This window comes from Nonomuraea sp. NPDC047897, from assembly GCF_043204415.1.
GTDB lineage: Bacteria > Actinomycetota > Actinomycetes > Streptosporangiales > Streptosporangiaceae > Nonomuraea.
Genome location: NZ_JBIDCC010000009.1, coordinates 183,444 through 200,800 on the forward strand (window position 1 = coordinate 183,444; position 17,357 = coordinate 200,800).

35 protein-coding genes are annotated in these 17,357 nt (G+C 71.5%); 31 read left to right on the forward strand and 4 right to left on the reverse strand.

Annotated features, from left to right (window positions below; all coding sequences use genetic code 11):
* Positions 1-3 precede the first annotated feature (3 nt).
* The gene (locus ACGF0J_RS21610; protein ID WP_393148412.1) at positions 4-819 is read left to right on the forward strand and encodes a DegV family protein; all 816 of its coding nucleotides are present in this window, start codon (positions 4-6) and stop codon (positions 817-819) included.
* Between the two features lie 223 nt (positions 820-1,042).
* Here ACGF0J_RS21610 and ACGF0J_RS21615 read toward each other — a convergent pair whose 3' ends face one another.
* Positions 1,043-1,321, reverse strand: a complete 279-nt coding sequence (locus tag ACGF0J_RS21615) for a hypothetical protein (RefSeq protein WP_393148414.1) — start codon at positions 1,319-1,321, stop codon at positions 1,043-1,045.
* Between the two features lie 114 nt (positions 1,322-1,435).
* Between ACGF0J_RS21615 and ACGF0J_RS21620 the strand changes: the two genes are divergently transcribed.
* Genes ACGF0J_RS21620 through ACGF0J_RS21630 form a run of 3 tightly spaced genes read left to right on the forward strand, consistent with a single transcriptional unit; the run spans position 1,436 to position 4,615 of the window.
* Positions 1,436-2,089, forward strand: coding sequence for a helix-hairpin-helix domain-containing protein (locus tag ACGF0J_RS21620; RefSeq protein ID WP_393148416.1), 654 nt, complete (start codon positions 1,436-1,438; stop codon positions 2,087-2,089).
* A gap of 1 nt (position 2,090) precedes the next feature.
* Complete coding sequence (locus ACGF0J_RS21625) at positions 2,091-3,035, forward strand: ComEC/Rec2 family competence protein (protein ID WP_393148418.1); 945 nt, start codon at positions 2,091-2,093, stop codon at positions 3,033-3,035.
* Between the two features lie 8 nt (positions 3,036-3,043).
* Positions 3,044-4,615 carry a recombinase family protein gene (locus tag ACGF0J_RS21630; RefSeq protein WP_393148420.1) on the forward strand — a complete coding sequence of 524 codons (1,572 nt, stop codon included), beginning with the start codon at positions 3,044-3,046 and terminating at the stop codon, positions 4,613-4,615.
* Here ACGF0J_RS21630 and ACGF0J_RS21635 read toward each other — a convergent pair.
* The 3 genes from ACGF0J_RS21635 to ACGF0J_RS21645 all read right to left on the reverse strand — a co-directional run bounded on the left by ACGF0J_RS21635 (position 4,562) and on the right by ACGF0J_RS21645 (position 6,435).
* On the reverse strand, positions 4,562-5,359 hold the full coding sequence (locus tag ACGF0J_RS21635) for a hypothetical protein (protein ID WP_393148422.1): 798 nt from the start codon (positions 5,357-5,359) through the stop codon (positions 4,562-4,564). The genes ACGF0J_RS21630 and ACGF0J_RS21635 overlap by 54 nt on opposite strands.
* The gene (locus ACGF0J_RS21640; RefSeq protein ID WP_393148424.1) at positions 5,356-5,874 is read right to left on the reverse strand and encodes a hypothetical protein; all 519 of its coding nucleotides are present in this window, start codon (positions 5,872-5,874) and stop codon (positions 5,356-5,358) included. The genes ACGF0J_RS21635 and ACGF0J_RS21640 overlap by 4 nt, the downstream gene beginning before the upstream one ends.
* An 87-nt stretch (positions 5,875-5,961) precedes the next feature.
* Positions 5,962-6,435 carry a helix-turn-helix domain-containing protein gene (locus ACGF0J_RS21645; protein ID WP_393148426.1) on the reverse strand — a complete coding sequence of 158 codons (474 nt, stop codon included), beginning with the start codon at positions 6,433-6,435 and terminating at the stop codon, positions 5,962-5,964.
* A gap of 146 nt (positions 6,436-6,581) precedes the next feature.
* Between ACGF0J_RS21645 and ACGF0J_RS21650 the strand changes: the two genes are divergently transcribed.
* The 27 genes from ACGF0J_RS21650 (at position 6,582) to ACGF0J_RS21780 (ending at position 17,343) form a co-directional block, all read left to right on the forward strand.
* Positions 6,582-6,818, forward strand: a complete 237-nt coding sequence (locus ACGF0J_RS21650) for a helix-turn-helix domain-containing protein (protein WP_393148428.1) — start codon at positions 6,582-6,584, stop codon at positions 6,816-6,818.
* A 118-nt stretch (positions 6,819-6,936) separates the two neighbouring features.
* Positions 6,937-7,128, forward strand: a complete 192-nt coding sequence (locus ACGF0J_RS21655) for a hypothetical protein (protein ID WP_393148430.1) — start codon at positions 6,937-6,939, stop codon at positions 7,126-7,128.
* Between the two features lie 43 nt (positions 7,129-7,171).
* Positions 7,172-7,732, forward strand: coding sequence for a lamin tail domain-containing protein (locus ACGF0J_RS21660; protein ID WP_393148432.1), 561 nt, complete (start codon positions 7,172-7,174; stop codon positions 7,730-7,732).
* A 123-nt stretch (positions 7,733-7,855) separates the two neighbouring features.
* Entirely contained in the window at positions 7,856-8,056 is a 201-nt protein-coding gene (locus ACGF0J_RS21665; protein ID WP_393148434.1) for a BldC family transcriptional regulator, read from the forward strand.
* A 2-nt stretch (positions 8,057-8,058) separates the two neighbouring features.
* Positions 8,059-8,655 carry a hypothetical protein gene (locus ACGF0J_RS21670; protein WP_393148436.1) on the forward strand — a complete coding sequence of 199 codons (597 nt, stop codon included), beginning with the start codon at positions 8,059-8,061 and terminating at the stop codon, positions 8,653-8,655.
* Complete coding sequence (locus tag ACGF0J_RS21675) at positions 8,652-9,032, forward strand: hypothetical protein (RefSeq protein WP_393148438.1); 381 nt, start codon at positions 8,652-8,654, stop codon at positions 9,030-9,032. Before ACGF0J_RS21670 ends, ACGF0J_RS21675 begins: the two co-directional genes overlap by 4 nt.
* Positions 9,029-9,487 carry a hypothetical protein gene (locus ACGF0J_RS21680; protein WP_393148440.1) on the forward strand — a complete coding sequence of 153 codons (459 nt, stop codon included), beginning with the start codon at positions 9,029-9,031 and terminating at the stop codon, positions 9,485-9,487. The genes ACGF0J_RS21675 and ACGF0J_RS21680 overlap by 4 nt, the downstream gene beginning before the upstream one ends.
* Positions 9,484-9,921, forward strand: coding sequence for a hypothetical protein (locus ACGF0J_RS21685; protein WP_393148442.1), 438 nt, complete (start codon positions 9,484-9,486; stop codon positions 9,919-9,921). The genes ACGF0J_RS21680 and ACGF0J_RS21685 overlap by 4 nt, the downstream gene beginning before the upstream one ends.
* Positions 9,918-10,277: a hypothetical protein gene (locus ACGF0J_RS21690; protein WP_393148444.1), complete on the forward strand. Its 360-nt coding sequence runs from the start codon at positions 9,918-9,920 to the stop codon at positions 10,275-10,277. Before ACGF0J_RS21685 ends, ACGF0J_RS21690 begins: the two co-directional genes overlap by 4 nt.
* On the forward strand, positions 10,265-10,489 hold the full coding sequence (locus tag ACGF0J_RS21695) for a hypothetical protein (RefSeq protein ID WP_393148446.1): 225 nt from the start codon (positions 10,265-10,267) through the stop codon (positions 10,487-10,489). Before ACGF0J_RS21690 ends, ACGF0J_RS21695 begins: the two co-directional genes overlap by 13 nt.
* Entirely contained in the window at positions 10,490-10,885 is a 396-nt protein-coding gene (locus tag ACGF0J_RS21700) for a hypothetical protein (protein ID WP_393148448.1), read from the forward strand. It begins immediately after the preceding gene.
* The gene (locus tag ACGF0J_RS21705; RefSeq protein ID WP_393148450.1) at positions 10,882-11,196 is read left to right on the forward strand and encodes a hypothetical protein; all 315 of its coding nucleotides are present in this window, start codon (positions 10,882-10,884) and stop codon (positions 11,194-11,196) included. The genes ACGF0J_RS21700 and ACGF0J_RS21705 overlap by 4 nt, the downstream gene beginning before the upstream one ends.
* 50 nt (positions 11,197-11,246) lie before the next feature.
* A complete protein-coding gene (locus ACGF0J_RS21710; protein WP_393148452.1) occupies positions 11,247-11,375 on the forward strand; it encodes a hypothetical protein in 129 nt (42 codons plus the stop codon).
* Positions 11,360-12,430, forward strand: coding sequence for a YqaJ viral recombinase family protein (locus ACGF0J_RS21715; protein ID WP_393148455.1), 1,071 nt, complete (start codon positions 11,360-11,362; stop codon positions 12,428-12,430). The genes ACGF0J_RS21710 and ACGF0J_RS21715 overlap by 16 nt, the downstream gene beginning before the upstream one ends.
* Positions 12,427-13,383, forward strand: coding sequence for a recombinase RecT (locus tag ACGF0J_RS21720; RefSeq protein WP_393148457.1), 957 nt, complete (start codon positions 12,427-12,429; stop codon positions 13,381-13,383). Before ACGF0J_RS21715 ends, ACGF0J_RS21720 begins: the two co-directional genes overlap by 4 nt.
* Positions 13,380-13,622, forward strand: coding sequence for a hypothetical protein (locus ACGF0J_RS21725; protein ID WP_393148459.1), 243 nt, complete (start codon positions 13,380-13,382; stop codon positions 13,620-13,622). Before ACGF0J_RS21720 ends, ACGF0J_RS21725 begins: the two co-directional genes overlap by 4 nt.
* On the forward strand, positions 13,619-13,759 hold the full coding sequence (locus tag ACGF0J_RS21730) for a hypothetical protein (RefSeq protein ID WP_393148462.1): 141 nt from the start codon (positions 13,619-13,621) through the stop codon (positions 13,757-13,759). Before ACGF0J_RS21725 ends, ACGF0J_RS21730 begins: the two co-directional genes overlap by 4 nt.
* Positions 13,743-14,018 (forward strand): hypothetical protein, encoded by a 276-nt coding sequence (locus tag ACGF0J_RS21735; protein WP_393148464.1) that lies wholly within the window; start codon positions 13,743-13,745, stop codon positions 14,016-14,018. Before ACGF0J_RS21730 ends, ACGF0J_RS21735 begins: the two co-directional genes overlap by 17 nt.
* The gene (locus ACGF0J_RS21740) at positions 14,011-14,220 is read left to right on the forward strand and encodes a hypothetical protein (RefSeq protein ID WP_393148466.1); all 210 of its coding nucleotides are present in this window, start codon (positions 14,011-14,013) and stop codon (positions 14,218-14,220) included. The genes ACGF0J_RS21735 and ACGF0J_RS21740 overlap by 8 nt, the downstream gene beginning before the upstream one ends.
* Entirely contained in the window at positions 14,217-14,600 is a 384-nt protein-coding gene (locus ACGF0J_RS21745; RefSeq protein ID WP_393148468.1) for a hypothetical protein, read from the forward strand. Before ACGF0J_RS21740 ends, ACGF0J_RS21745 begins: the two co-directional genes overlap by 4 nt.
* Positions 14,597-15,043: a hypothetical protein gene (locus ACGF0J_RS21750; RefSeq protein ID WP_393148470.1), complete on the forward strand. Its 447-nt coding sequence runs from the start codon at positions 14,597-14,599 to the stop codon at positions 15,041-15,043. The genes ACGF0J_RS21745 and ACGF0J_RS21750 overlap by 4 nt, the downstream gene beginning before the upstream one ends.
* Positions 15,040-15,468, forward strand: a complete 429-nt coding sequence (locus ACGF0J_RS21755) for a hypothetical protein (protein WP_393148472.1) — start codon at positions 15,040-15,042, stop codon at positions 15,466-15,468. The genes ACGF0J_RS21750 and ACGF0J_RS21755 overlap by 4 nt, the downstream gene beginning before the upstream one ends.
* The gene (locus ACGF0J_RS21760) at positions 15,465-15,938 is read left to right on the forward strand and encodes a hypothetical protein (protein ID WP_393148474.1); all 474 of its coding nucleotides are present in this window, start codon (positions 15,465-15,467) and stop codon (positions 15,936-15,938) included. Before ACGF0J_RS21755 ends, ACGF0J_RS21760 begins: the two co-directional genes overlap by 4 nt.
* Complete coding sequence (locus ACGF0J_RS21765; RefSeq protein WP_393148476.1) at positions 15,935-16,171, forward strand: hypothetical protein; 237 nt, start codon at positions 15,935-15,937, stop codon at positions 16,169-16,171. The genes ACGF0J_RS21760 and ACGF0J_RS21765 overlap by 4 nt, the downstream gene beginning before the upstream one ends.
* Positions 16,168-16,299 (forward strand): hypothetical protein, encoded by a 132-nt coding sequence (locus ACGF0J_RS21770; RefSeq protein ID WP_393148478.1) that lies wholly within the window; start codon positions 16,168-16,170, stop codon positions 16,297-16,299. The genes ACGF0J_RS21765 and ACGF0J_RS21770 overlap by 4 nt, the downstream gene beginning before the upstream one ends.
* Positions 16,296-16,673, forward strand: a complete 378-nt coding sequence (locus tag ACGF0J_RS21775) for a helix-turn-helix domain-containing protein (protein ID WP_393148479.1) — start codon at positions 16,296-16,298, stop codon at positions 16,671-16,673. The genes ACGF0J_RS21770 and ACGF0J_RS21775 overlap by 4 nt, the downstream gene beginning before the upstream one ends.
* A gap of 385 nt (positions 16,674-17,058) precedes the next feature.
* Positions 17,059-17,343, forward strand: a complete 285-nt coding sequence (locus ACGF0J_RS21780) for a WhiB family transcriptional regulator (protein ID WP_393148481.1) — start codon at positions 17,059-17,061, stop codon at positions 17,341-17,343.
* The last annotated feature ends 14 nt before the right edge of the window (positions 17,344-17,357 follow it).

Here is a 17,357-nt window from a genome sequence, read left to right on the forward strand (position 1 = left end):
GGTATGCCGCGACCGGTCGCCGTCGTCACCGACTCCACCGCCTACCTGCCACCGACGCCGGGCGTCGCGGTGGTGCCCGTCCAGGTGATCTCCGGCGGGGTCCCGTACGACGAGGGCTCCTTCACCGGTGACCTGGCCTCGGCCACCACCTCACGGCCCGCTCCGTCCCGGTTCGCCGCGTGCTACGCCGCGCTGGCCGCCGACGGGGTCGCGGCGGTGGTGTCCGTCCACCTGTCGTCGTCGCTCTCGGGCACCTACGAGTCCGCCTCGCTGGCGGCCAAGGAGGCGCCCGTACCGGTCGAGGTGGTCGACAGCGGGTCGATCGGCCTCGGGGTCGGCTACCCGGTGCTGGCGGCCGCGCGCGCCGCCGCCCGCGGGGCCGGGCCGGAGGAGGTGGCGGGGGAGGCCGCGCGGTGCGCCGGCCGTACGCGTACGTACTTCTACGCCGACTCCCTGGAACACCTCCGGCGGGGCGGACGCGTCGGGACGGCGGCCTCGCTCGTCGGGTCGGCGCTGGCCATCAAACCCCTGCTGCACGTCACCGACGGGCGCGTCGAGCTGTTGGAGAAGGTGCGCACCGCGACGCGGGCCATCGCCCGCCTGGAGGACCTGGCGGTGCGCGCGGCGGAGCGGGCGGCCGGGCCGGTGGAGGTGGCGGTGCAGCACCTCGGGGCGCCGTCGCGGGCAGAGGCACTGGCCGAACGGCTGACGGCACGGCTGCCGCGGCTCGCGGACTTACGGGTGGTCGAGGTCGGCGCCGTCATCGGGGTGCACGTGGGCCCGGGAATGCTGGGACTGACCGTGTGCCTGCCGGACTGACCCCCGTCCACAGGGAGCCGGACGGTCGCGCGCTCATCCACAGAACGCCACTCGGCCGATCGCGGTGGCCGGGCCGGCCCGTACCGTCTCCGGCGTGCTCACCCAGGACGCGACCGCCGAACGGACCATAGCCGAGGCCCGGCTGCGGTCCCTCACCGCCTCCGGCCGCCGTCTGCCCCGCCCCGCGCCCCACCGGCCTCGACCGGTTCCGTCACCGGTCCCGTCACCGGTCCAGCCGGGCGGCGCGGCGGCCGCGGGCCCGCGCGCCGGTCACCCGACCGGCGACGCCTTTCTTGACCCGCGCCCGGAGACCTCTGCGGGCCTCCGGGTGGCCGATCCGCTCGGAGAGTCCTTCCTTGACCCGAGCCTGGAGACCTCTCCGGGCCCGTGGAGGTCTCGGCCGGACCGGCACCTCGGCGAGGACGCCGCCGACCGACACGACACCGCTCCGCGGCGAGCCGCGCACCGCCGCCACCCCTACCGGAGCGACACTCCACTCCATTTCGGGGCCTCCCGTGCCGACGGGCCGCCCCCACCTTCCTCCCTTGGAGCCGCGGTTCCCGCGACGAGCCACCCGGGCGCCACCGGGCCGCCACACGGCGACACGCCCGCAGCCGTGCCCGCCACGCTCCAGGCGTTCCGCGCCGCCCTGGCGGCCAAGGCCTCCGGCCTCGACCCGGGTGGCCCCGCCCTCAAGGCGCTCGTGGGCCTGGCCCTGCTGGCCGCCCTCGTGGCCGGGATCCACGTCTGGCGTTCCCAGCCGATCCCGGAGTCCCTGCCCGCCCCACCGTCCCCGGCACCGGCATCGCCCCGGCAGGTTCCCGCGACCCCGTCCCCGACAGCGAGCGTCACGGTCCACGTCACCGGCAAGGTCCGCAAGCCCGGCATCTACGTCCTCCCGATGGGCGCCCGGGTGGCCGACGCGGTCAGCGCCGCCGGTGGAGCCCGCCACGCCGCGGCCACGGCCTCCGTCAACCTCGCCCGCCGCCTGCTCGACGGGGAGCAGATCCTCGTCGGCGCCCCACCCGGCGCCATGCCCGCCGCCCCGGTCCCGGCCCCGGGCACCGACCCGGCGGCCACGGTGCTCGACCTCAACACGGCGACGGCGGACCAACTGGAGCAGCTTCCCGGCGTCGGCGAGGTGCTGGCCGCCCGCATCGCGGAGTACCGCACGGCCAACGGCGGCTTCGCCACCGTCGAGCAACTCCAGGAAGTGCCCGGCATCGGTCCAGCCAAATACGCAGAAATCAGGGGAAAGGTCAGGATCTGAGGTGAACAGGAGCCCGTCGGAGACGTCCCCGCCGGCCGGCCTGGACGCCCCGCCAGCCGGTCATTCGTGGATCCTCGTCGCCCCCGCCCTGCTCGCCTGGGCGACCACGCTGATCCTCGTGGGCTGCCCGCCGCTCGCCGGCCTCGCCGTGGCCGCCCTCGCCCTCCTCATGGCCCTCGGCGTGGCCCGGCATACGAGCAGCCCCCCGGTCGGGCCGACACCCGACCGACCCGCAACCGCCCGTCTCAGCCGTCGGCCGGTCCCGAAGACGCGCCGGCGGGTGGCGGCGGCCAACGGCGCGCGCCGGCCTCCGCGGCTCTGGCCGTGGCGCAACCTGGCCGTCGCCGCCCTGGTGTGCGTCGCCGCCGCCTCGGCCTCGACAGCCCTCCGCGTGCACACCGTCAGCAGCGGCCCCGTGTCCGATCTGGCGGCCAAGGGGGCGACCGTCACCGCCCGCGTCACGCTCACCGACGACCCCAAGCTCAAGCCGGGCCGTTTCGGGCAGCGGCGTGTCATCGTCCCCGCCACCCTGGAGCACTATCGGACCGCCCGCCACCGCCAGACCGTCCGCACCCCCGTCCTCGTCCTGGCCCAAGGAGACCAGTGGGGCTCCCTCCTGCCGAGCCAGCAGGTCGAGGTGACGGCCCGCCTGGCCCGACCGGCCTCCGGCGAGCTGCTCGGCGCCGTCCTGCTGGTCCGGGGCACGCCCAAGGTGCTGACCGCCCCCAGCCGCCTCCAGACCATCGCCGGCGCCCTCCGAGCCGGGCTGCGGACGGCGACCGACGTGCTCCCCGCCGACCAGCGCGGCCTGCTGCCCGGCCTCGTCGTCGGAGACGTCTCCCGAATGGACCCCCAGGTCAGCACAGACCTCCAGGAAGCAGGACTCAGCCACCTCAACGCGGTGAGCGGCACAAACCTTACCTGTCAAGGGTTCTCGGCCGTATGATGCGGGCCATGTCGTTACGAGCTGCGCTCTACAACCGTGTCAGCCAGGATCGGCGACGGCGCGAGAAGTCGGTGACCGAGCAGGACCAGGACGGCCGCCGGCGGTGTGCCCGCGAAGGATGGAACGTCGTCGCAACGTACACCGACAACGATCGCAGCGCCTCCCGCTTCGCGACGAAGGCCCGGGAGGAGTGGCGCCGCCTCCTCGATGACCTGGATGCAGAAGCTTTCGACCTCATCCTGCTGTGGGAGCCCAGCCGTGGAGACCGCGAGTTGGAGATGTGGGCTCGCCTGCTCAACACCTGTCGCCGCCTCGGAGTATTGATCCACATCACCAGCCACGACCACACCTACGACGTGCGCAAGCCACGCGACTGGCGAGCGCTCGCCGAGGAAGGCGTCGACGCCGCCTACGAGAGCGAGAAAACGAGCCAGCGAGTGCGCCGCTCGACCGCTGCCACCGCAGCCGCTGGAATGCCGCACGGCAAGCTGCTGTACGGCTACCGGCGCGAGTACGACCCGGCAACCGGTCAGCTTCTCCGCCAAGTCGTCGACAGCCGCCAGCTCGTCGCCATCGCAGGCACCTGCATGGCGCCGAGTTCCCGGCTGATGTGCATCGGGTGGTACAACCCGGCCGACGTCATCCGGGAGTGCGCCGGCCGCATCTTGCAGGGCCAGGCGCTCTACGAGATCGCGATGGATCTCAACCGCCGCGGCGTCCCTACGCCGCGACGCGCGCTCGGGGGCTGGCTCCCCAGCCAGGTCAAGGAGCAGCTCACCAACCCGGGCTACATCGCGCGGCGCATCCACCAGGGCAAGGACATCGGCCCCGCGCAATGGCCGGCCATCCTCGATGTCGACGTGTTCGACGCCTGCGTGGCCAGGCTGTCGGATCCTTCTCGGCGCCGGACGCGCGACACCACGATCAAGCACCTGCTGTCCGGCATCGCGCTGTGCGGTGTGTGCGGCGGCCAGATGAGGCTGGTGAAGAACCGCGGGAAGCTGGCCTACAGCTGCTACAGCCGGGTGCCTCAGGGTGGATCCTCCTTCCATGTCTCCCGGCTGCAGACTCGGCTGGAGTCGTTCGTCGTGGACGTGATCCTTGGCTACCTGACCCGGGAGGACGCCTCAACCATCTTGGCCGCTGACGAGGACGCGCAGACCCAGGTGCGCCAGCTGGAGGAGATGGTGGTGGTCGAGCGGCGGCGGCTTGAAGTCTTCTACGACCAGGCGGCCGAGGGCGAGCTCTCCCCTGAAGGGCTCAAGCGGATCGAGCAGCGGCTGCGACCCAAGATCGACCAGTTGGAGGCGCGTGTCCGTGCGATGCGGAAAGCCCGGCTGCCGCTCCTCGACGACCTGGTCGATGCAGACCCCGCCGTGGTGCGGGCCCGCTGGGAGGACCTCGGTTTGATCCAGAAGCGCGAAGTAATCCGCGCGCTGACGGATCGGATCGAGGTTCTCCCAGCGGGCCGAGGACGCATCAACTACAGCGACTGGGAGTTCACCCGCATCGTGTGGGCGGGCAGATCAGCCGAGGAGGCACGTGTCGAGGTCGGCGAGCGGGTCGAGATCGACACGTAGGCGGATCCCCGAGCAGCCGGCCTGACCTGCCATCGCCGTGGTCGGGGCGTCGGCTGCAGGCGGTTCTGCCTCGGCTGATGGCGGCGACTGGACGGACGAGCGGGCCTGCGCGGTGGCGGGCAATGAGGGCGTCGCCTGCGTCGTTGGTGGCTCGGGGCGTGCGGAGGGTTCCGTAGCTGGCGGTGACGTTGCCTCGGTGGGTGGTGCCGGTGGCCGTGTGGTGCGGGCGGGCCTCGCCGTGCGGTCTGGGGTCGGTTCTTGGGGCGGCAAGGTGAAGTCGGTGCGTAAAGGTGGAGCCGTCGAGGCGGGTAAGTTGGGCCGCGCTGACTTTGAGCGACGCGTAGGTGTTGCGCTGGCCGGCGGGGTGGTGGTGGGCGTGCCGGTGGGCGTGGCCTGAACGGTGACCACAGCTGGCGGTTCGGCGATGTGAGTGGGCTGGCTCGAGCTGGTAGTGATGCCGTAGACGGCGGCGCCGGTGATGACGCTCGCGCTGACGGCCGCGCCGAGTGGCGTGCTGCTCTTGCGCGCCAGCCAGTCGGCGCCGACCACAAGGGGCAAGGGGATCCATGCTGTGCTGCTGTCCCTATGGATGCTTGCGCGGGCGGCCTTGCGCGCGGCGCGGCGCTCGGAATCGCCGAGGGCCTCGTTGACGACGATCACCGCCTCGCCGTCGACCTTCAGAACGGTCCAATCTTGGCCGTCGGGCAGGCGCTTGTAGATGATCCGGGGCAGGCGGGCGATCACATCTCCTCCCGCATCTGAGCGCGCACTTCTCGGACGGCGGCGACGAGCTTGTGCCAGTCGTTCAGTTCCTGGACCGGGTTGAACCCGGTTGGCCGGTCTCGCCTCAGCCCCACGATCCACTCCTCGCCGTCGATGTCTACGGCGACGGTGCGATACTCCTCCGTCTGCGGCGTGCGGACAGCGGCCAGGTAGTGCGGGGGCGGCATCTCCCCGGAGTCCTGCGCGGCCGCCTGCGCGCGGTTGCGCCGCCAGAACGACAGCTCCTGGCGCATGTCCTCGAGCTCTGTCTCGGCGTGGGTGAGGGCGCCTTCCAGCGCGGTCACCTTGTTCGCCCAGTGCTCGGCCCAGGCCGACAGGGTAGCGATGCGGCGCAGGCGGGCCTGGATCTCCTCGAGCCGATGGTCCGCGCCGGGGTGATCATCCACAGAGGATGGGTGCCGGTGGTGCTGGTAGTGCATGGGATTGCGTGCCTCCCCGTCGAAGCTTCGTCTGCGCGCTTCCCAGGCGTCGAGCATCTATCGCACGTCTACCAGCCGCGTCTTTCCACCCCTCCGGCCCTCTTGTGACTGATCTGTAACGTTAGGTCGTCCTAAGCACTCGGATCACCCGATGCGCCGCTGCTGTTCTATGTCGCCGGAATGGCCCGCTGTGTCCGGTGCCTCCCGGATCACCTGCTCCAGCACGCCAAGCACCGTGCGGCGTTGCCACTCGACGGTCTGCGGCCACAGTTCGAGGATGCGCTGTAGGTAACGGTCAGGCTCCCGGGGCTCGCTCTGCGTCGAGGTGGGGGGCGAGCTCTGACGGATGATTTCCTGCAGAACGGCTGCGGCGTCGTCGCGGCCCACCTCCGCAAGTCGCTCAGGGGTGAGGCCGACAATGTGGGCCATGTGCGCCAAGGTCTCGTCGGGGGCAACGACGGTCTTGCCTTTGCCTTCGGTGCCGGCCTCGATGTGGTACCAGCGTGACTCGCCGAGCCGGATGGGTGCCAGCTTGGCCGCTTCTTTGACGCTGAGGCCCCGGGCCTTGCGAGCTAGCCGGATGAGGGCGCCTTCTGCTGGTGCCTCTGGAGAGCTCATGTCCTGCCCTGTCTGGTGAGGAAACTACAGAGAACCATAGCGAACCGTGCTGGTCAGAACATGTCATGAAGGAGAGGTGGGCCTTACCGAAGAAAAAAGCAGCAAATGGCATTGCTGTTCTCTTCGGTCTTGTGTAGTTTTGCCCCGTGAACGAACGCCGACTGAACCAAGATCCGGAACGCATCCGGCGAAGGCGTGTCGCGGCGGGGCTCGAAGCGCAGGCGCTCGCGCGCCTCGCCAACATCTCGAAGGGCTACCTGTCGAGCATCGAGCACGGCAGGGCGAACGCCTCCCCGAAAGTCCTCGGGCGGATCGCCGCCGCCCTCGACTGCACGATCGCCGACCTCATGCCGCAGGCACACGAAGAGGTGAAGTCGGCATGAAGCGACGTCGCGCGACGCGAAGCCCCCAGCCGCCTCGGCCGCAGATGAAGACATGCGACGAGTGCGGCACCAACAACGAGCCGTCGCGGCGCAAGTGCAGGAACTGCGGGGAGCCCCTGTGACCCGCGACCCGAAGACGCCTACCTACGGCAGCCCCGAGTACTGGACGGCTCGCGCCGCGGCGATCGAGCGGATCGTCGCCGAGGCCCCGCCGCTCACCAGCGAGCAGATCGTCAAGCTCCGCCGCATCTTCGCCAGCACCGCCCCCAAGGGCTCCAAAGTCGTCCGCCCGATCAACGAGGCGGCGTAACCGGCGGGGTCACCCGCCGCCAACCCACAACAGAAAGTTCGTGATGAAGAAGATCCTCATCTCCCTGGCAACGGTCACCGGCCTGATGCTCGGCGGCCTGGCGACCACCGCGTCGGCCACCGCGGCCGCCGCCCCGGCTCCCGCCGCCGGCGACCTCAAGATCGTGCGCGTCGGGACGGACGCCATGGGAGCGGACAGCTTCGCCAACCGGAACCGCGAGTACGTCACCTTCCGCAACGTGTCTGACCACGCGGTCGACATCGCCAACGTCCTCGTCGAGGACAACTGGGCGCACGGCCGAACTCTGGCGAACCGCGCCCACAACTGCAACACCTACAAAATCACCGACCTGCCGGGGCCCGGCACGAACACCGAGATCGCGGCCGGAGAGTACGTGACCGTCCTCAACGGGCAGCGCGTCGGCGGCGACATCAAGGTCGGCGACGAGTACCGGCTCTACGCCAACAGCGACACCGACTGCGGCACCTACGGCCAGTTCTACAACAACGACGCCGACACCGCGTGGGTCACCAAGGCCGACGGCACCGAACTGGCCAAGAAGAGCTGGGACTGGAACGGCGGCTACCACGTCTACGGCGGCTGACCTTCCGTAACCCCCAAGCACGCATAAGGCCTGGCCAGTCCTACCTGGCCAGGCCCGGCGGAAGGACTAACTGCCGCCGCTTCTCACCCTACCGCTCAACCACCCAACCGGAAGGACTACACCGTGGCCAGCAACCTGCAGAACGAGCTCCTGCTCACCCCCGCCGAGGTCGCCGCGATCTTCAGGGTCGATCCCAAGACCGTCACCCGCTGGGCCAAGGCCGGGAAGCTCACGTCCATCAGGACGCTCGGCGGCCACCGCCGCTACCGCGAGGCCGAGGTCCAGGCGATCCTGGCCGACACCGAGACCAAGCGGAGCGCATAGCCATGGCCATCAACGCCGTGCTGCTCCGCAAGGTGCTGCAGCAGATCGAGACGCACCCCGAGACGTGGAACCAGCGCACCTGGCGCTGCCAGACCGCGATGTGCTTCGCCGGATGGACCGCCCAGCTCGCCGGCGGCCGATGGGTGAGCGACACGCCGCTCCTGCATGCCGAGCGAGGCGAGCCGTCCTATGAAGCCCTCGACGGCACGAACGCGGTCCACCCCTATCCCCGCGCCGCGCGCCTGCTCGGGCTCACCTCCGATCAGGCCGACGCGCTCTTCGCCGGCGACCTCGACCTCGACGGCATCCGCCAGCAGGTGGCCGAGCTGATCGACCAGGTCCACCACATGACGATCCGGCTTGTGCCCGCCGACGAGCTCGTGCTCGGCGAGGCACTCCCGGACGGCCGTCCGCCGCTGGAGATCATCGAGCACCGGCCCGGCCAGCCGCCGTTCTGCTACGGCACCGCACGTGGGATCGAGCTGTACGAGCTGCAGGACCACGCCCGGCATGTCGCCGACAAGATGGGCCTGCTCTACGTCGAGCCGATCGACCCCGCCGTCACGGACGCCCTCCGCCTGGCGGAGGTGTCGTGGTGAAGATCAACACGGAGCTGCTGCGCGCGACGCTCGTGCACATCGACCGCCACCGCGACGACTGGCGGCAGGCATCCTGGCGGCACTGCTTCGCCGCGCACGCCGCGATCATCGACGGCGGCCGGTGGGCGATCCCTGACCCCGGCCACGACCTGTCCTGGCTCCTCAAGCCCGTGCGGCACGACCGGCGACACGACGTGGCCGTGTACGGGCCAGCCGACGGCTGGGACGGCAAACCGCTGCGCGCCGTTCACGTCCGGACCCGAGCCACCCGGCTGCTGGGCCTGGAGCCGGAGCAGGCCAGCCACCTGTTCTGGGCGGCCAACGACCTGCCCCGCCTGCACCTGATCGTGTCCGAGCTGTGCGAGGTGGCGGCATGAGCGCCCTCAACGAGCTGGTCCACCGACTGCGACTCGGCCTCGCCACCGAGATTGTCCCCAACGGCAACGGAGACCACCGCGCGTTCCGGCCGAACCCCGCCGAGTACTACGAGCTGCCGAAGGCAGCCTGGGGGAAGGGCCTCATGCGCGCGCCTGAAGCGCTGACGCTCCCGGCCTGCCGCATGATCGTCGGCGAGTACGAGACGTACGCCGTCGAGCACATCGCCCGCCGCCCCGGCGGTGACCTCGACGTGGTCGTCTCGGCCACTCCGCATGACCACCGCGCCCGCACCTACCTCGCGTTCCGCCGCTGCGAAGGCCAGTGGCGGCCGCTGGCCGGCAGGGACCGCGACCTTGCGACGGCCGTCCACCGCGCGCAGCACGAGCAGCGGTTCGCCGGCTGGGACTCACTCGAGCTGGCCGCTGTGCTGAACACCGTCGAGGTGACGGCATGACCGACCAGCGTCTCTGGCACGGCGGAGCTCCCGGACTCAAGACCGGGGACCTGCTGCTGCCGCCCAGCGTGACCGGCGTCGTCACCACAGCGCAGTGGATGGCCGCGCGAGGGTTCGACCCGCACACCCACGGGGTCGAGGCCGACCGGATGCGGCTGGACCGCGTGTACCTCACCCACGACAAGGATCTCGCCCGCGCCAACGCCGGATGCTGGACGGTGCTCGCTCAGGGCGGCTTCCACATCGACCGGCCGGAGCGTTACGGCTCCCTGTACGTGGCCCGGCCGGTGGGCGAGTCGGGGCCGGACCCGGACCTGCCGGACGACTCCATCGAGTGCGAGCGCGCCGAGATCGTCGCGGTCTACGACCCGGCCGTGATCCTGCCGGCCCGGAAGATCGACCGCGTCATGCTCTCGAAGGTCGGTGCGCGATGACCGTGATCGACGAGCTCACCCGCATCACCGGCGAGATCCCGCGCATCCACGGCCGCCACCACCGGCCCACCACCGAGCCCCGGCCGGCCCGCGACGCGGCCGCCGCCCGGCCTACCCCCCACCAGCGTCCCGCCTGGTGGCGGCGCGCCCTGACCCTCATCGCACGCGCCTGGGCCGCGATCCCGCGCCTGCCTCACCAGTGCGGCCCGGGCGTCCTGCTCGCGGCCGGGCTCGGCGAGGCTGCGGCCGCGGCCGGCTGGACGGTGGCCTACGGCTGGTCGACCAGCACGGTGGTGGGGGCCGGCAGCGCCGGACTCACCCTAATGATCCGGTGGGGGGTGGCATGGAAGCGCTGACCGCCGACGTCCAGCCGCTGCCGACCGCCGACCTGATCGCCAGGCACAACGAGGCCCAGGGCTACGCCAACGAGGGCAGCCCGGCCACCCTCGGCGACGACGCGCTGCTCGCCATCCGGACCGAACTGCGCGACCGCCGCATCCCCCTTTGCACCTGCGGCGCGCCCCAGACCGGCGGCGTGCACGCCAACACCTGCCAGGAGGGCCGATAGATGGTGCTCCCGCACTACGACCGCGGCGAGATCTCGCCCGAACAGATCCGGCACCGCCTCGACGACGGCTGGTCCATGTTCGACTTCGGCAGCCGCCGCATCGAGGTGCGCCGCGACGACCTGCACGCGATCCGCGCCGCGCGCGAGCTCGCCCAGGCCCTCGCCGGCCAGGCCGCCATGTGGGACAAGGACCTGGCCGCCCTCGAAGACGCGCTGACCCCCGCCGAGGACAGCGCGCCCCACGACGCTCCGGGGCCGCTTCAGGACCCCACCGTGGCCCCGGAGCCCACCAACGAGCCGTTCGGCGGCGACGACCCCGAGCTGGACGCCGCCGTCGCCCGCGTCGCCGAGTTGGCTGAGGCCCAGCGCCAGCCCGAAGAGGAGGGCGACCTGTGACCGGCCGCCACCGCGCCGTCGCGGACGCCAAGACCGAGCCCATGAGCGCCCTGACACCACCGCGCGACCCATCGCCCGAGACGGCCACCATGCCTGCGATCCGACCTGATCAGAGTGAGTGGGACGCCTGGGCGCAGTTCCAGAAGGGTGATGACCCCGACGCCTACATGGCGCCGCTGCGGACCGGCGGCTCCCGGGTCGAGGCGCGCCTGCGCCAGACGATGCGCGAGCGCGGTCTGATCCTGGCCAAGCGCGTCGGTCGCAAGGCACTTCGCCTGCGCGCCGCCCTTGCGAAGGGCGGCCGCCGATGAACCCGCGCATCACAGAGCTCCGCGCGGCGTTCCAGGGTCACGCCGGCCGCATGCCTGACGTGGTTGACGCCTACCAGGGGCCTGGCGAGGAGGGCTTCACCGAGGAGTTCACGGTCGTCTACGGCGACGGCACCGAGCTGCACGTGCAGATCCAGGAGGGCGCATGCCCAGCACCGTGAGCGACCTGATCACCCCCACCGCGCGCCTGCTCGCCGCCGCCGGTCTGCCCCGCGAAGAATGGCTCGGCGTCCGCCGGCAGGGGATCGGCGGCAGCGACGTGGCGGCCATCCTGGGCATGGACAAGCGGCGCGGGCCCTTGCACGTCTACCTCGACAAGCGCGGCGAGCTCGAAGAACGGCGCGACGCCAAGCTCGACCGGTCCGCCCGGCGAGGCCAGAAACTCGAAAGCCTCGTGGCGGAGCTGTTCGCCGAGGAGACCGGCCTCGCGGTGGTCGACTCGCCGGGAACGCTCCAGCACGCCCAGCACCCGCACATGCTCGTCAACATCGACCGCGCCGTCTTCGACGACATCGGCGGTGAGATCGGCGGCGACGGCGGCGTGCTGGAGTGCAAGACCCGCACCTGGCGCTCCGCCCGCGCCGAGGACTGGCGTGGCGGGGAGCCGCCGGACGGGCCTGCCATCCAGGCGTACTGGGGCATGGCCGTCACCGGCTACCGCAAGGCGTGGGTGGCCGGCCTCCTCGACGACGACTTCGTGCACTTCCGGCTGGCGTACGACCAGGAACTGATCGACCACCTCGTGAAGGCGGTCAACGACTTCTGGCACGAACACGTCGTGGCCGGGGTGCCGCCGGAGCCGGGAGACCTGGAGGCCACCGACGAGCTGCTCTCGCACATGTGGGACGTGAAGGCCGACAGCATGCGGTTCTTCTCACCCGAGGAGATCACCGAGGCCGACAAGTTGCTCGCCCGCCGCCGCGAGCTCCTCGACGAGCGCAAGGAGCTCAAGCGGGAGCTCGACGGCATCGAAAACAAGCTCAAGCAGAAGCTCGGCGACGCGGAGATCGCACTCGCCCCCGGCCGCGAGCTCTACAGCTGGAAGCGCAACGGCAACTTCGCCCCCAAGCGCTTCCGCGAAGCCCACCCGCGCATCGCCGAGAGGTACCAGCGCCGCGTCAGCGTGCTCGACATTGAGGCGCTCAAGACCCACCAGCCCGACAAGTACACGGCGTTCCGCGCCCGCGTACTCCGCGTCCCCGGGAGCCCCGAATGACCAACCTCAAGGACCGCGTCACCCAGCGCACCGGCGGACGGCGGCCGCAGTCCAAGGAGATCGCCAAGAAGGCGAAGGTCTCCAGCGTCCGCCAACTGTTCCAGCAGATGAAGCCCCAGTTCAACATGGCGCTTCCCCAGCACGTGTCGGTCGACCGGTTCCTGCGCATGGCCCTCACCTGCGTGCAGAAGAACGACAAGCTGCTCGACTGCACCCCCGAGAGCCTGCTCGCCGCGATGCTGGAGTCGGCCAGGCTCGGACTGGAGCCCGGCACCAAGCAGGCCGCCATCGTGCCGTACGGCGAAAAGGCGACGTTCATCGCCCAGTGGCAGGGCTTGGTCGAGCTCATGTACCGCTCCGGCCGCGTCACCAGCGTGGTTGCGGAGTTCATCCACGAGAACGACCCGTGGCAGTACCGCATCGGCGACGGCGGCACGTTCTGGCACGAGCCGGACGTGCTCTCCAGCGAACGCGGCCCGATCGTCCTGGCCTACGCGTACGCCGAGATCAAGGGCGGCGGTCGGTCGAAGATCATCACCTTGAACCGGGCCGAGGCCGAAGAGGTGCGCGACCAGTACAGCAAGGCGTACGCCCTCGCCGAGCGGCACCGCCGCGAGGACCCCGACGGGTTCGCCCGTACCCCCGACAAGGGCTGGTTCAACTCGACCTGGCACACCGAGTTCGACGCCATGTGGCGCAAGTCGGCCGTCCGCCGCCTCGCCGACTGGGTGCCGCAGTCGCCCGAGCTGGTCGAGCTGCTTCAGCGCGAGAACGAGGCCGGCGAGTCCGAGCTGCCCGAGGTTGATTGGGAGGGTGAGGTCGTCTCCGAGACGGAGGAGCCGCACCAGGACGCGCCGGAGCAGCCTCAGGACACCGTGCCGTTCGCTCCGGAGGAGCCCTCAGCGGGCCCCAACGGCTGGCCCGCCACCGTGAAGCCGGGGGAGGGGGCATGACCCGCCGCTTCGTGCTCCGCCGCGACGCCGACCCCAGCGGCGTGTCAGGCACCGGCAACGTCGCCGACGGCGTCGAGTGGCCGGACGGCTCCGTGACCGTCCGCTGGCGCGGCGACCGGCCGTCCACCGTGTGCTGGGTCAGCCTCGACGACGCGATCGCGATTCACGGCCACGGCGGATCCACCCGCGTCGTGTGGCTCGACGCTAAGCCTGCGCAGGCCGTCAGGGAGGGGTCATGACGAAGCGTGAGCCTGAGGCGATCGACCTGGTCGCGCTGATGGCCGAGGCCATCGCCCGCGAGGTCGCCGAGATGAAGGCCGACGTCGTCCGCCTGACCGACCGGTCGAAGGGAGACCGCCGTGGCAAGCGGCGTTGATCACTACCGCGAGGGTGAGCATCTGCTCGAAGCCCTGGACATCCCGCGCGATGCAGCTCTGAACACCAACCTCTCGCTGGAGGAGCGGCGCGAGGCGAGCGCGATGCTGCACGCGATGGCCACGGCCGCTCTGGCGCACTTCACCGCCGCCTTGGCCGCTGCTACGGCCCTCAACGGCGCGGTCGCTGAGGCCGTGTTCGGCGAGCACCCCGACCTGGCGGCCTGGGCGGAAGCGGCAGGGGTGAAGACCAATGGCTGAGATCGGACGCGTCATCGCCTTCATCTTCATGTGCGCCGTGCTCGGCATGTTCGGACTCGTCGCCATCAAGATCGCCATCCGGCTGGCCAACGAGGCGCACGCGAGCGTCCGCAGCTGGCGCGACCTCCGGCGGCTCCGCCCATACGAGCGCGACTTCCGGCCCGCGCGCGAGTACGAGCAGCTCTGGCGAGGTGAATCATGAGCCGCTCCACGCCCGGCCGGTTCGCCAGCGACGCGCAAGCCGCTTGGTACGGCGGCCAGTTCACGGCTGAGCAGAGCGCCGCCGCGCGCACCCAGCGCCGCCGCGGGAAGAACGCCGCCACCCCCGCGCCTGACGGGCCGCCGCCGCTTCCCCAGGGTGGCGACCCGGCGTGGGGTGTCCCCGTCTACGGCCGGGACCTGGTGGTCGGCGACGTCATCGTCCACCTCGGGCGGCACTACCCCGTCGACCGGTTCGAGTCGTACAGCGGCGGGCTGGCCGCCGAGCTCGGAGCCGGCGCCCGCACGGCCTACTCCGGCGACTGGGGGATGGCCGTCGGTCCGAACCGCGTCATCCGCATCTTGCCCCGGGAGGGGTCATGACTTACACGTACACCTACGCTGACCTGGACGGTTGCGGGCTGACCATCGAGCCCTGCGCCGAGCGTGAGGCAACGGCCTGCCTGATCTCGGCGAGGGGCGCCTGTGTTCCGGCCGCCGACCTGCCGAAGATCGTCCGCGAGCTGTACCGGGCCGCCGGGCAGCAACCGCCGATCCTCCTGCCCCGCTACCAGCCCAACGCGACCATGACCCGCCACGGCAAGGTTCGGCCGATGGTCACACCCACCGGTGACGACATGGCGCCCGCCGAGGCGCGTGACCTGGCCGCCTGGTACGCCACCGCCGCCGACCTCGCTGAGGAGACCGACGCGCAGCGCGTCGGCCAGCTCGCGGATGTCATTGACGCCGCCACCAACGGCGCTTGGACGCCCGAGGCCATCGCCCGCGCCGTCCTGGCCGCCGGATACACGCGGAGCGAGTCATGACGGCCGCCGAGAAGCTGCGCGCCGCCGCCATCCGCATGCGCGCGGCCGCCACCGACACCACCCCCGGCGACTGGCAGGTCGGCAACGGCGACACGATCGGCCTCGACATCGAGCAGACCTCGCGCAGTTCGTTCAGCTACGGCGCCCAGCTCGCCCAGGTCCTCGACACCCTCGGCCGCGAGGACGACAACGAAGGCGCCCACCAGCTCGGCGACCCTGAGGCGGACGCCAACTGGATCGCGCTCGTCGACCCGCGCCTGGCCGGGCCACTGCCCGACCTCCTCGAGGCAGTGGCTGACCTGATCGAGGGCAACCCGCCCCTCGAAGGGCAGCACCCGGACGGGCAGCCGTGCGACGACCTCGCCTGCCGGATCCTCGTGGCCGCAGTCAGCATCGCCGACCTCATCCTCGGAGGTGCGGAGTGAGATACGCACTGATCGACAACGACGACGAGCTGCACATCAAGGACGGCGACTGGCGCGCCGAGCTCGGCCCCGAAGGGCCCGCTCAGGTTCGCCTGCCGTCGTTCGGCGCGATCCCGGTGTGGTCGGGGTGGGTCAACGACGACGGCCATCGCCTGGGCCTGCCTCGCAACCTGGTCGGCGGCCTGGTCCTCACAGGCCTCGGCGCGAGCGTGTGGCCCTACGCCGGACCCATCGCCATCACCGGCTGGGACCTGCACGGCCTTCCCACCGAGGTGTGCGACCTCGACGACGACCAGATCACCACGATTCGCGACTGCCACACCGACGCCCGCGCCGCCATGGCCGGAGCCCCCGGCCTCCGGTTCCGCCGCGCCCGCGAGGTCGCTGAGAAGATGCGGACCGCGCCCACTCCCTCGCTGACGATCATGTCCGGCGCCGAGCTCCTCGAGTACCTGCGGGGGCGATCATGACGCACCAGCAGATCGCCGCACGCCTCCGCGGTATCGCCGCTCGCCGGCCGACGGACATCTGGCGTGAGCTCCACGCCCTGGCGATGGAGCTGGAGCAGGTGCCGGAGCCCGTCGGCGACCTCTCGCGCCTTCGGGTTCCTGAGGCGGAGCTGGAGGCGCTGGTGCGCGCCACCCAGCCCTCCGGCCGCCGGTCGCTCCGGCTCGGTGCTCTGCTGTTCGGGAGGCGGCGATGAGAGCCCTCCTCGCGCGCGTCGGCCGCTGCCTGGACTTGGTCGGCCCGAGCCACGCGGCCGCCATCCTGGCGCTGCTCTGGCTGCTCAGCATGGCCGTCGTCTGGGTCGCCGTCGGGGGTGGCCGATGACCGCCAAGATCACCCTCACGTTCGAGCTGGCGACCGCGCCGGCCGTCGAGGCGGCCACCGAGCTCATCGAGGCATGGGTCAATCAGCGGCTCAACCTGACCAGCAGCTGGTTGCGTCCCCTCAAGGTCCAAGCCCTCCACATCCACGGGGAGGGCCCAGACGCCGTCGAGATGCGCCTGGCGCTGGCCGCCAAGCGCGGTCACCAACTCGCCCAGCGACGCCGCGAGCTCCGCCTCACCCAGCGGCAGCTGGCACGCCGTGCTGGCGTGACTCAGACCGCCGTCAGCCAGGTCGAGTCCGGCCGGACCGGGCTCGGCAGCAAGTCGGCGATCGCCATCCGGCAGGCCCTCGCTGCCGCGGAGGCCGGCCGATGACCACCACCAGACTCACCGCCGCCGTCGAGCTCAGCTCCGGCCGCGGTGACGCCCACGGGCTGCTTCTCGCGGAGCCGGTCACGTGGGCCGTGCCCGACGGCGGGGTGGGAGCCGCCGTCAGGGCACACGCCGGATGGCGCTGCAACGCCGTCCGGCGGCCCACCTCGCCCGTGCTGGGGGGTGAGGGCGAGGTGGGCCACACACGTCCAGGCTCGGCAGGCGCCGGGGGGACGCCTCCGGGCCTGGACCCGCACGCCCGTCACCGCTCGGGGGCGGAGACGGGCCACCATCCCGGGCCCGGCCGTAGCGCGAACGGCCGGGCCCGGGCGGGCCGCGGCCCTGGCCCCGGGACCCCCGGGCCAGGGCCGTGCACCAGGAGGACCCCGTGAGCCGCAGCACCTACGACCTCGACATGCCCCACGGCGACCACTGGACCGCCCGCGCCTACTGCCGCCAGCTCATCTCCGTCGGTGTCGCCCAGGCGGACGACTGGTACCCGAAGCGGGAAGCTGCCGACGACCCCGAAGTGAAGCGGGCCAAGCGGCGGTGCCGCCACTGCCACGTTCGCCAGGAGTGCCTGGACGACGCGCTCGCACGCAACGAGAGGTTCGGCATCGCCGGCGGCCTCACCGCGCGCGAACGGCGGGCGCTCGACGGAGCGGCGGCGTGATGAAGGCATGCTTC

Excerpts from the sequence above, each read along its gene's own strand:
- ACGF0J_RS21610 (WP_393148412.1), top strand. The coding sequence starts at position 4 with ATGCCGCGACCGGTCGCCGTCGTCACCGACTCCACCGCCTACCTGCCA.
- ACGF0J_RS21615 (WP_393148414.1), bottom strand. The coding sequence starts at position 1,321 with ATGGAGTGGAGTGTCGCTCCGGTAGGGGTGGCGGCGGTGCGCGGCTCG.
- ACGF0J_RS21630 (WP_393148420.1), top strand. The coding sequence starts at position 3,044 with ATGTCGTTACGAGCTGCGCTCTACAACCGTGTCAGCCAGGATCGGCGA.
- ACGF0J_RS21640 (WP_393148424.1), bottom strand. The coding sequence starts at position 5,874 with ATGCTCGACGCCTGGGAAGCGCGCAGACGAAGCTTCGACGGGGAGGCA.
- ACGF0J_RS21645 (WP_393148426.1), bottom strand. The coding sequence starts at position 6,435 with ATGAGCTCTCCAGAGGCACCAGCAGAAGGCGCCCTCATCCGGCTAGCT.
- ACGF0J_RS21660 (WP_393148432.1), top strand. The coding sequence starts at position 7,172 with ATGAAGAAGATCCTCATCTCCCTGGCAACGGTCACCGGCCTGATGCTC.
- ACGF0J_RS21670 (WP_393148436.1), top strand. The coding sequence starts at position 8,059 with ATGGCCATCAACGCCGTGCTGCTCCGCAAGGTGCTGCAGCAGATCGAG.
- ACGF0J_RS21680 (WP_393148440.1), top strand. The coding sequence starts at position 9,029 with ATGAGCGCCCTCAACGAGCTGGTCCACCGACTGCGACTCGGCCTCGCC.
- ACGF0J_RS21685 (WP_393148442.1), top strand. The coding sequence starts at position 9,484 with ATGACCGACCAGCGTCTCTGGCACGGCGGAGCTCCCGGACTCAAGACC.
- ACGF0J_RS21690 (WP_393148444.1), top strand. The coding sequence starts at position 9,918 with ATGACCGTGATCGACGAGCTCACCCGCATCACCGGCGAGATCCCGCGC.
- ACGF0J_RS21695 (WP_393148446.1), top strand. The coding sequence starts at position 10,265 with ATGGAAGCGCTGACCGCCGACGTCCAGCCGCTGCCGACCGCCGACCTG.
- ACGF0J_RS21700 (WP_393148448.1), top strand. The coding sequence starts at position 10,490 with ATGGTGCTCCCGCACTACGACCGCGGCGAGATCTCGCCCGAACAGATC.
- ACGF0J_RS21710 (WP_393148452.1), top strand. The coding sequence starts at position 11,247 with ATGCCTGACGTGGTTGACGCCTACCAGGGGCCTGGCGAGGAGGGCTTC.
- ACGF0J_RS21715 (WP_393148455.1), top strand. The coding sequence starts at position 11,360 with ATGCCCAGCACCGTGAGCGACCTGATCACCCCCACCGCGCGCCTGCTC.
- ACGF0J_RS21720 (WP_393148457.1), top strand. The coding sequence starts at position 12,427 with ATGACCAACCTCAAGGACCGCGTCACCCAGCGCACCGGCGGACGGCGG.
- ACGF0J_RS21725 (WP_393148459.1), top strand. The coding sequence starts at position 13,380 with ATGACCCGCCGCTTCGTGCTCCGCCGCGACGCCGACCCCAGCGGCGTG.
- ACGF0J_RS21730 (WP_393148462.1), top strand. The coding sequence starts at position 13,619 with ATGACGAAGCGTGAGCCTGAGGCGATCGACCTGGTCGCGCTGATGGCC.
- ACGF0J_RS21740 (WP_393148466.1), top strand. The coding sequence starts at position 14,011 with ATGGCTGAGATCGGACGCGTCATCGCCTTCATCTTCATGTGCGCCGTG.
- ACGF0J_RS21745 (WP_393148468.1), top strand. The coding sequence starts at position 14,217 with ATGAGCCGCTCCACGCCCGGCCGGTTCGCCAGCGACGCGCAAGCCGCT.
- ACGF0J_RS21750 (WP_393148470.1), top strand. The coding sequence starts at position 14,597 with ATGACTTACACGTACACCTACGCTGACCTGGACGGTTGCGGGCTGACC.
- ACGF0J_RS21755 (WP_393148472.1), top strand. The coding sequence starts at position 15,040 with ATGACGGCCGCCGAGAAGCTGCGCGCCGCCGCCATCCGCATGCGCGCG.
- ACGF0J_RS21765 (WP_393148476.1), top strand. The coding sequence starts at position 15,935 with ATGACGCACCAGCAGATCGCCGCACGCCTCCGCGGTATCGCCGCTCGC.
- ACGF0J_RS21770 (WP_393148478.1), top strand. The coding sequence starts at position 16,168 with ATGAGAGCCCTCCTCGCGCGCGTCGGCCGCTGCCTGGACTTGGTCGGC.
- ACGF0J_RS21775 (WP_393148479.1), top strand. The coding sequence starts at position 16,296 with ATGACCGCCAAGATCACCCTCACGTTCGAGCTGGCGACCGCGCCGGCC.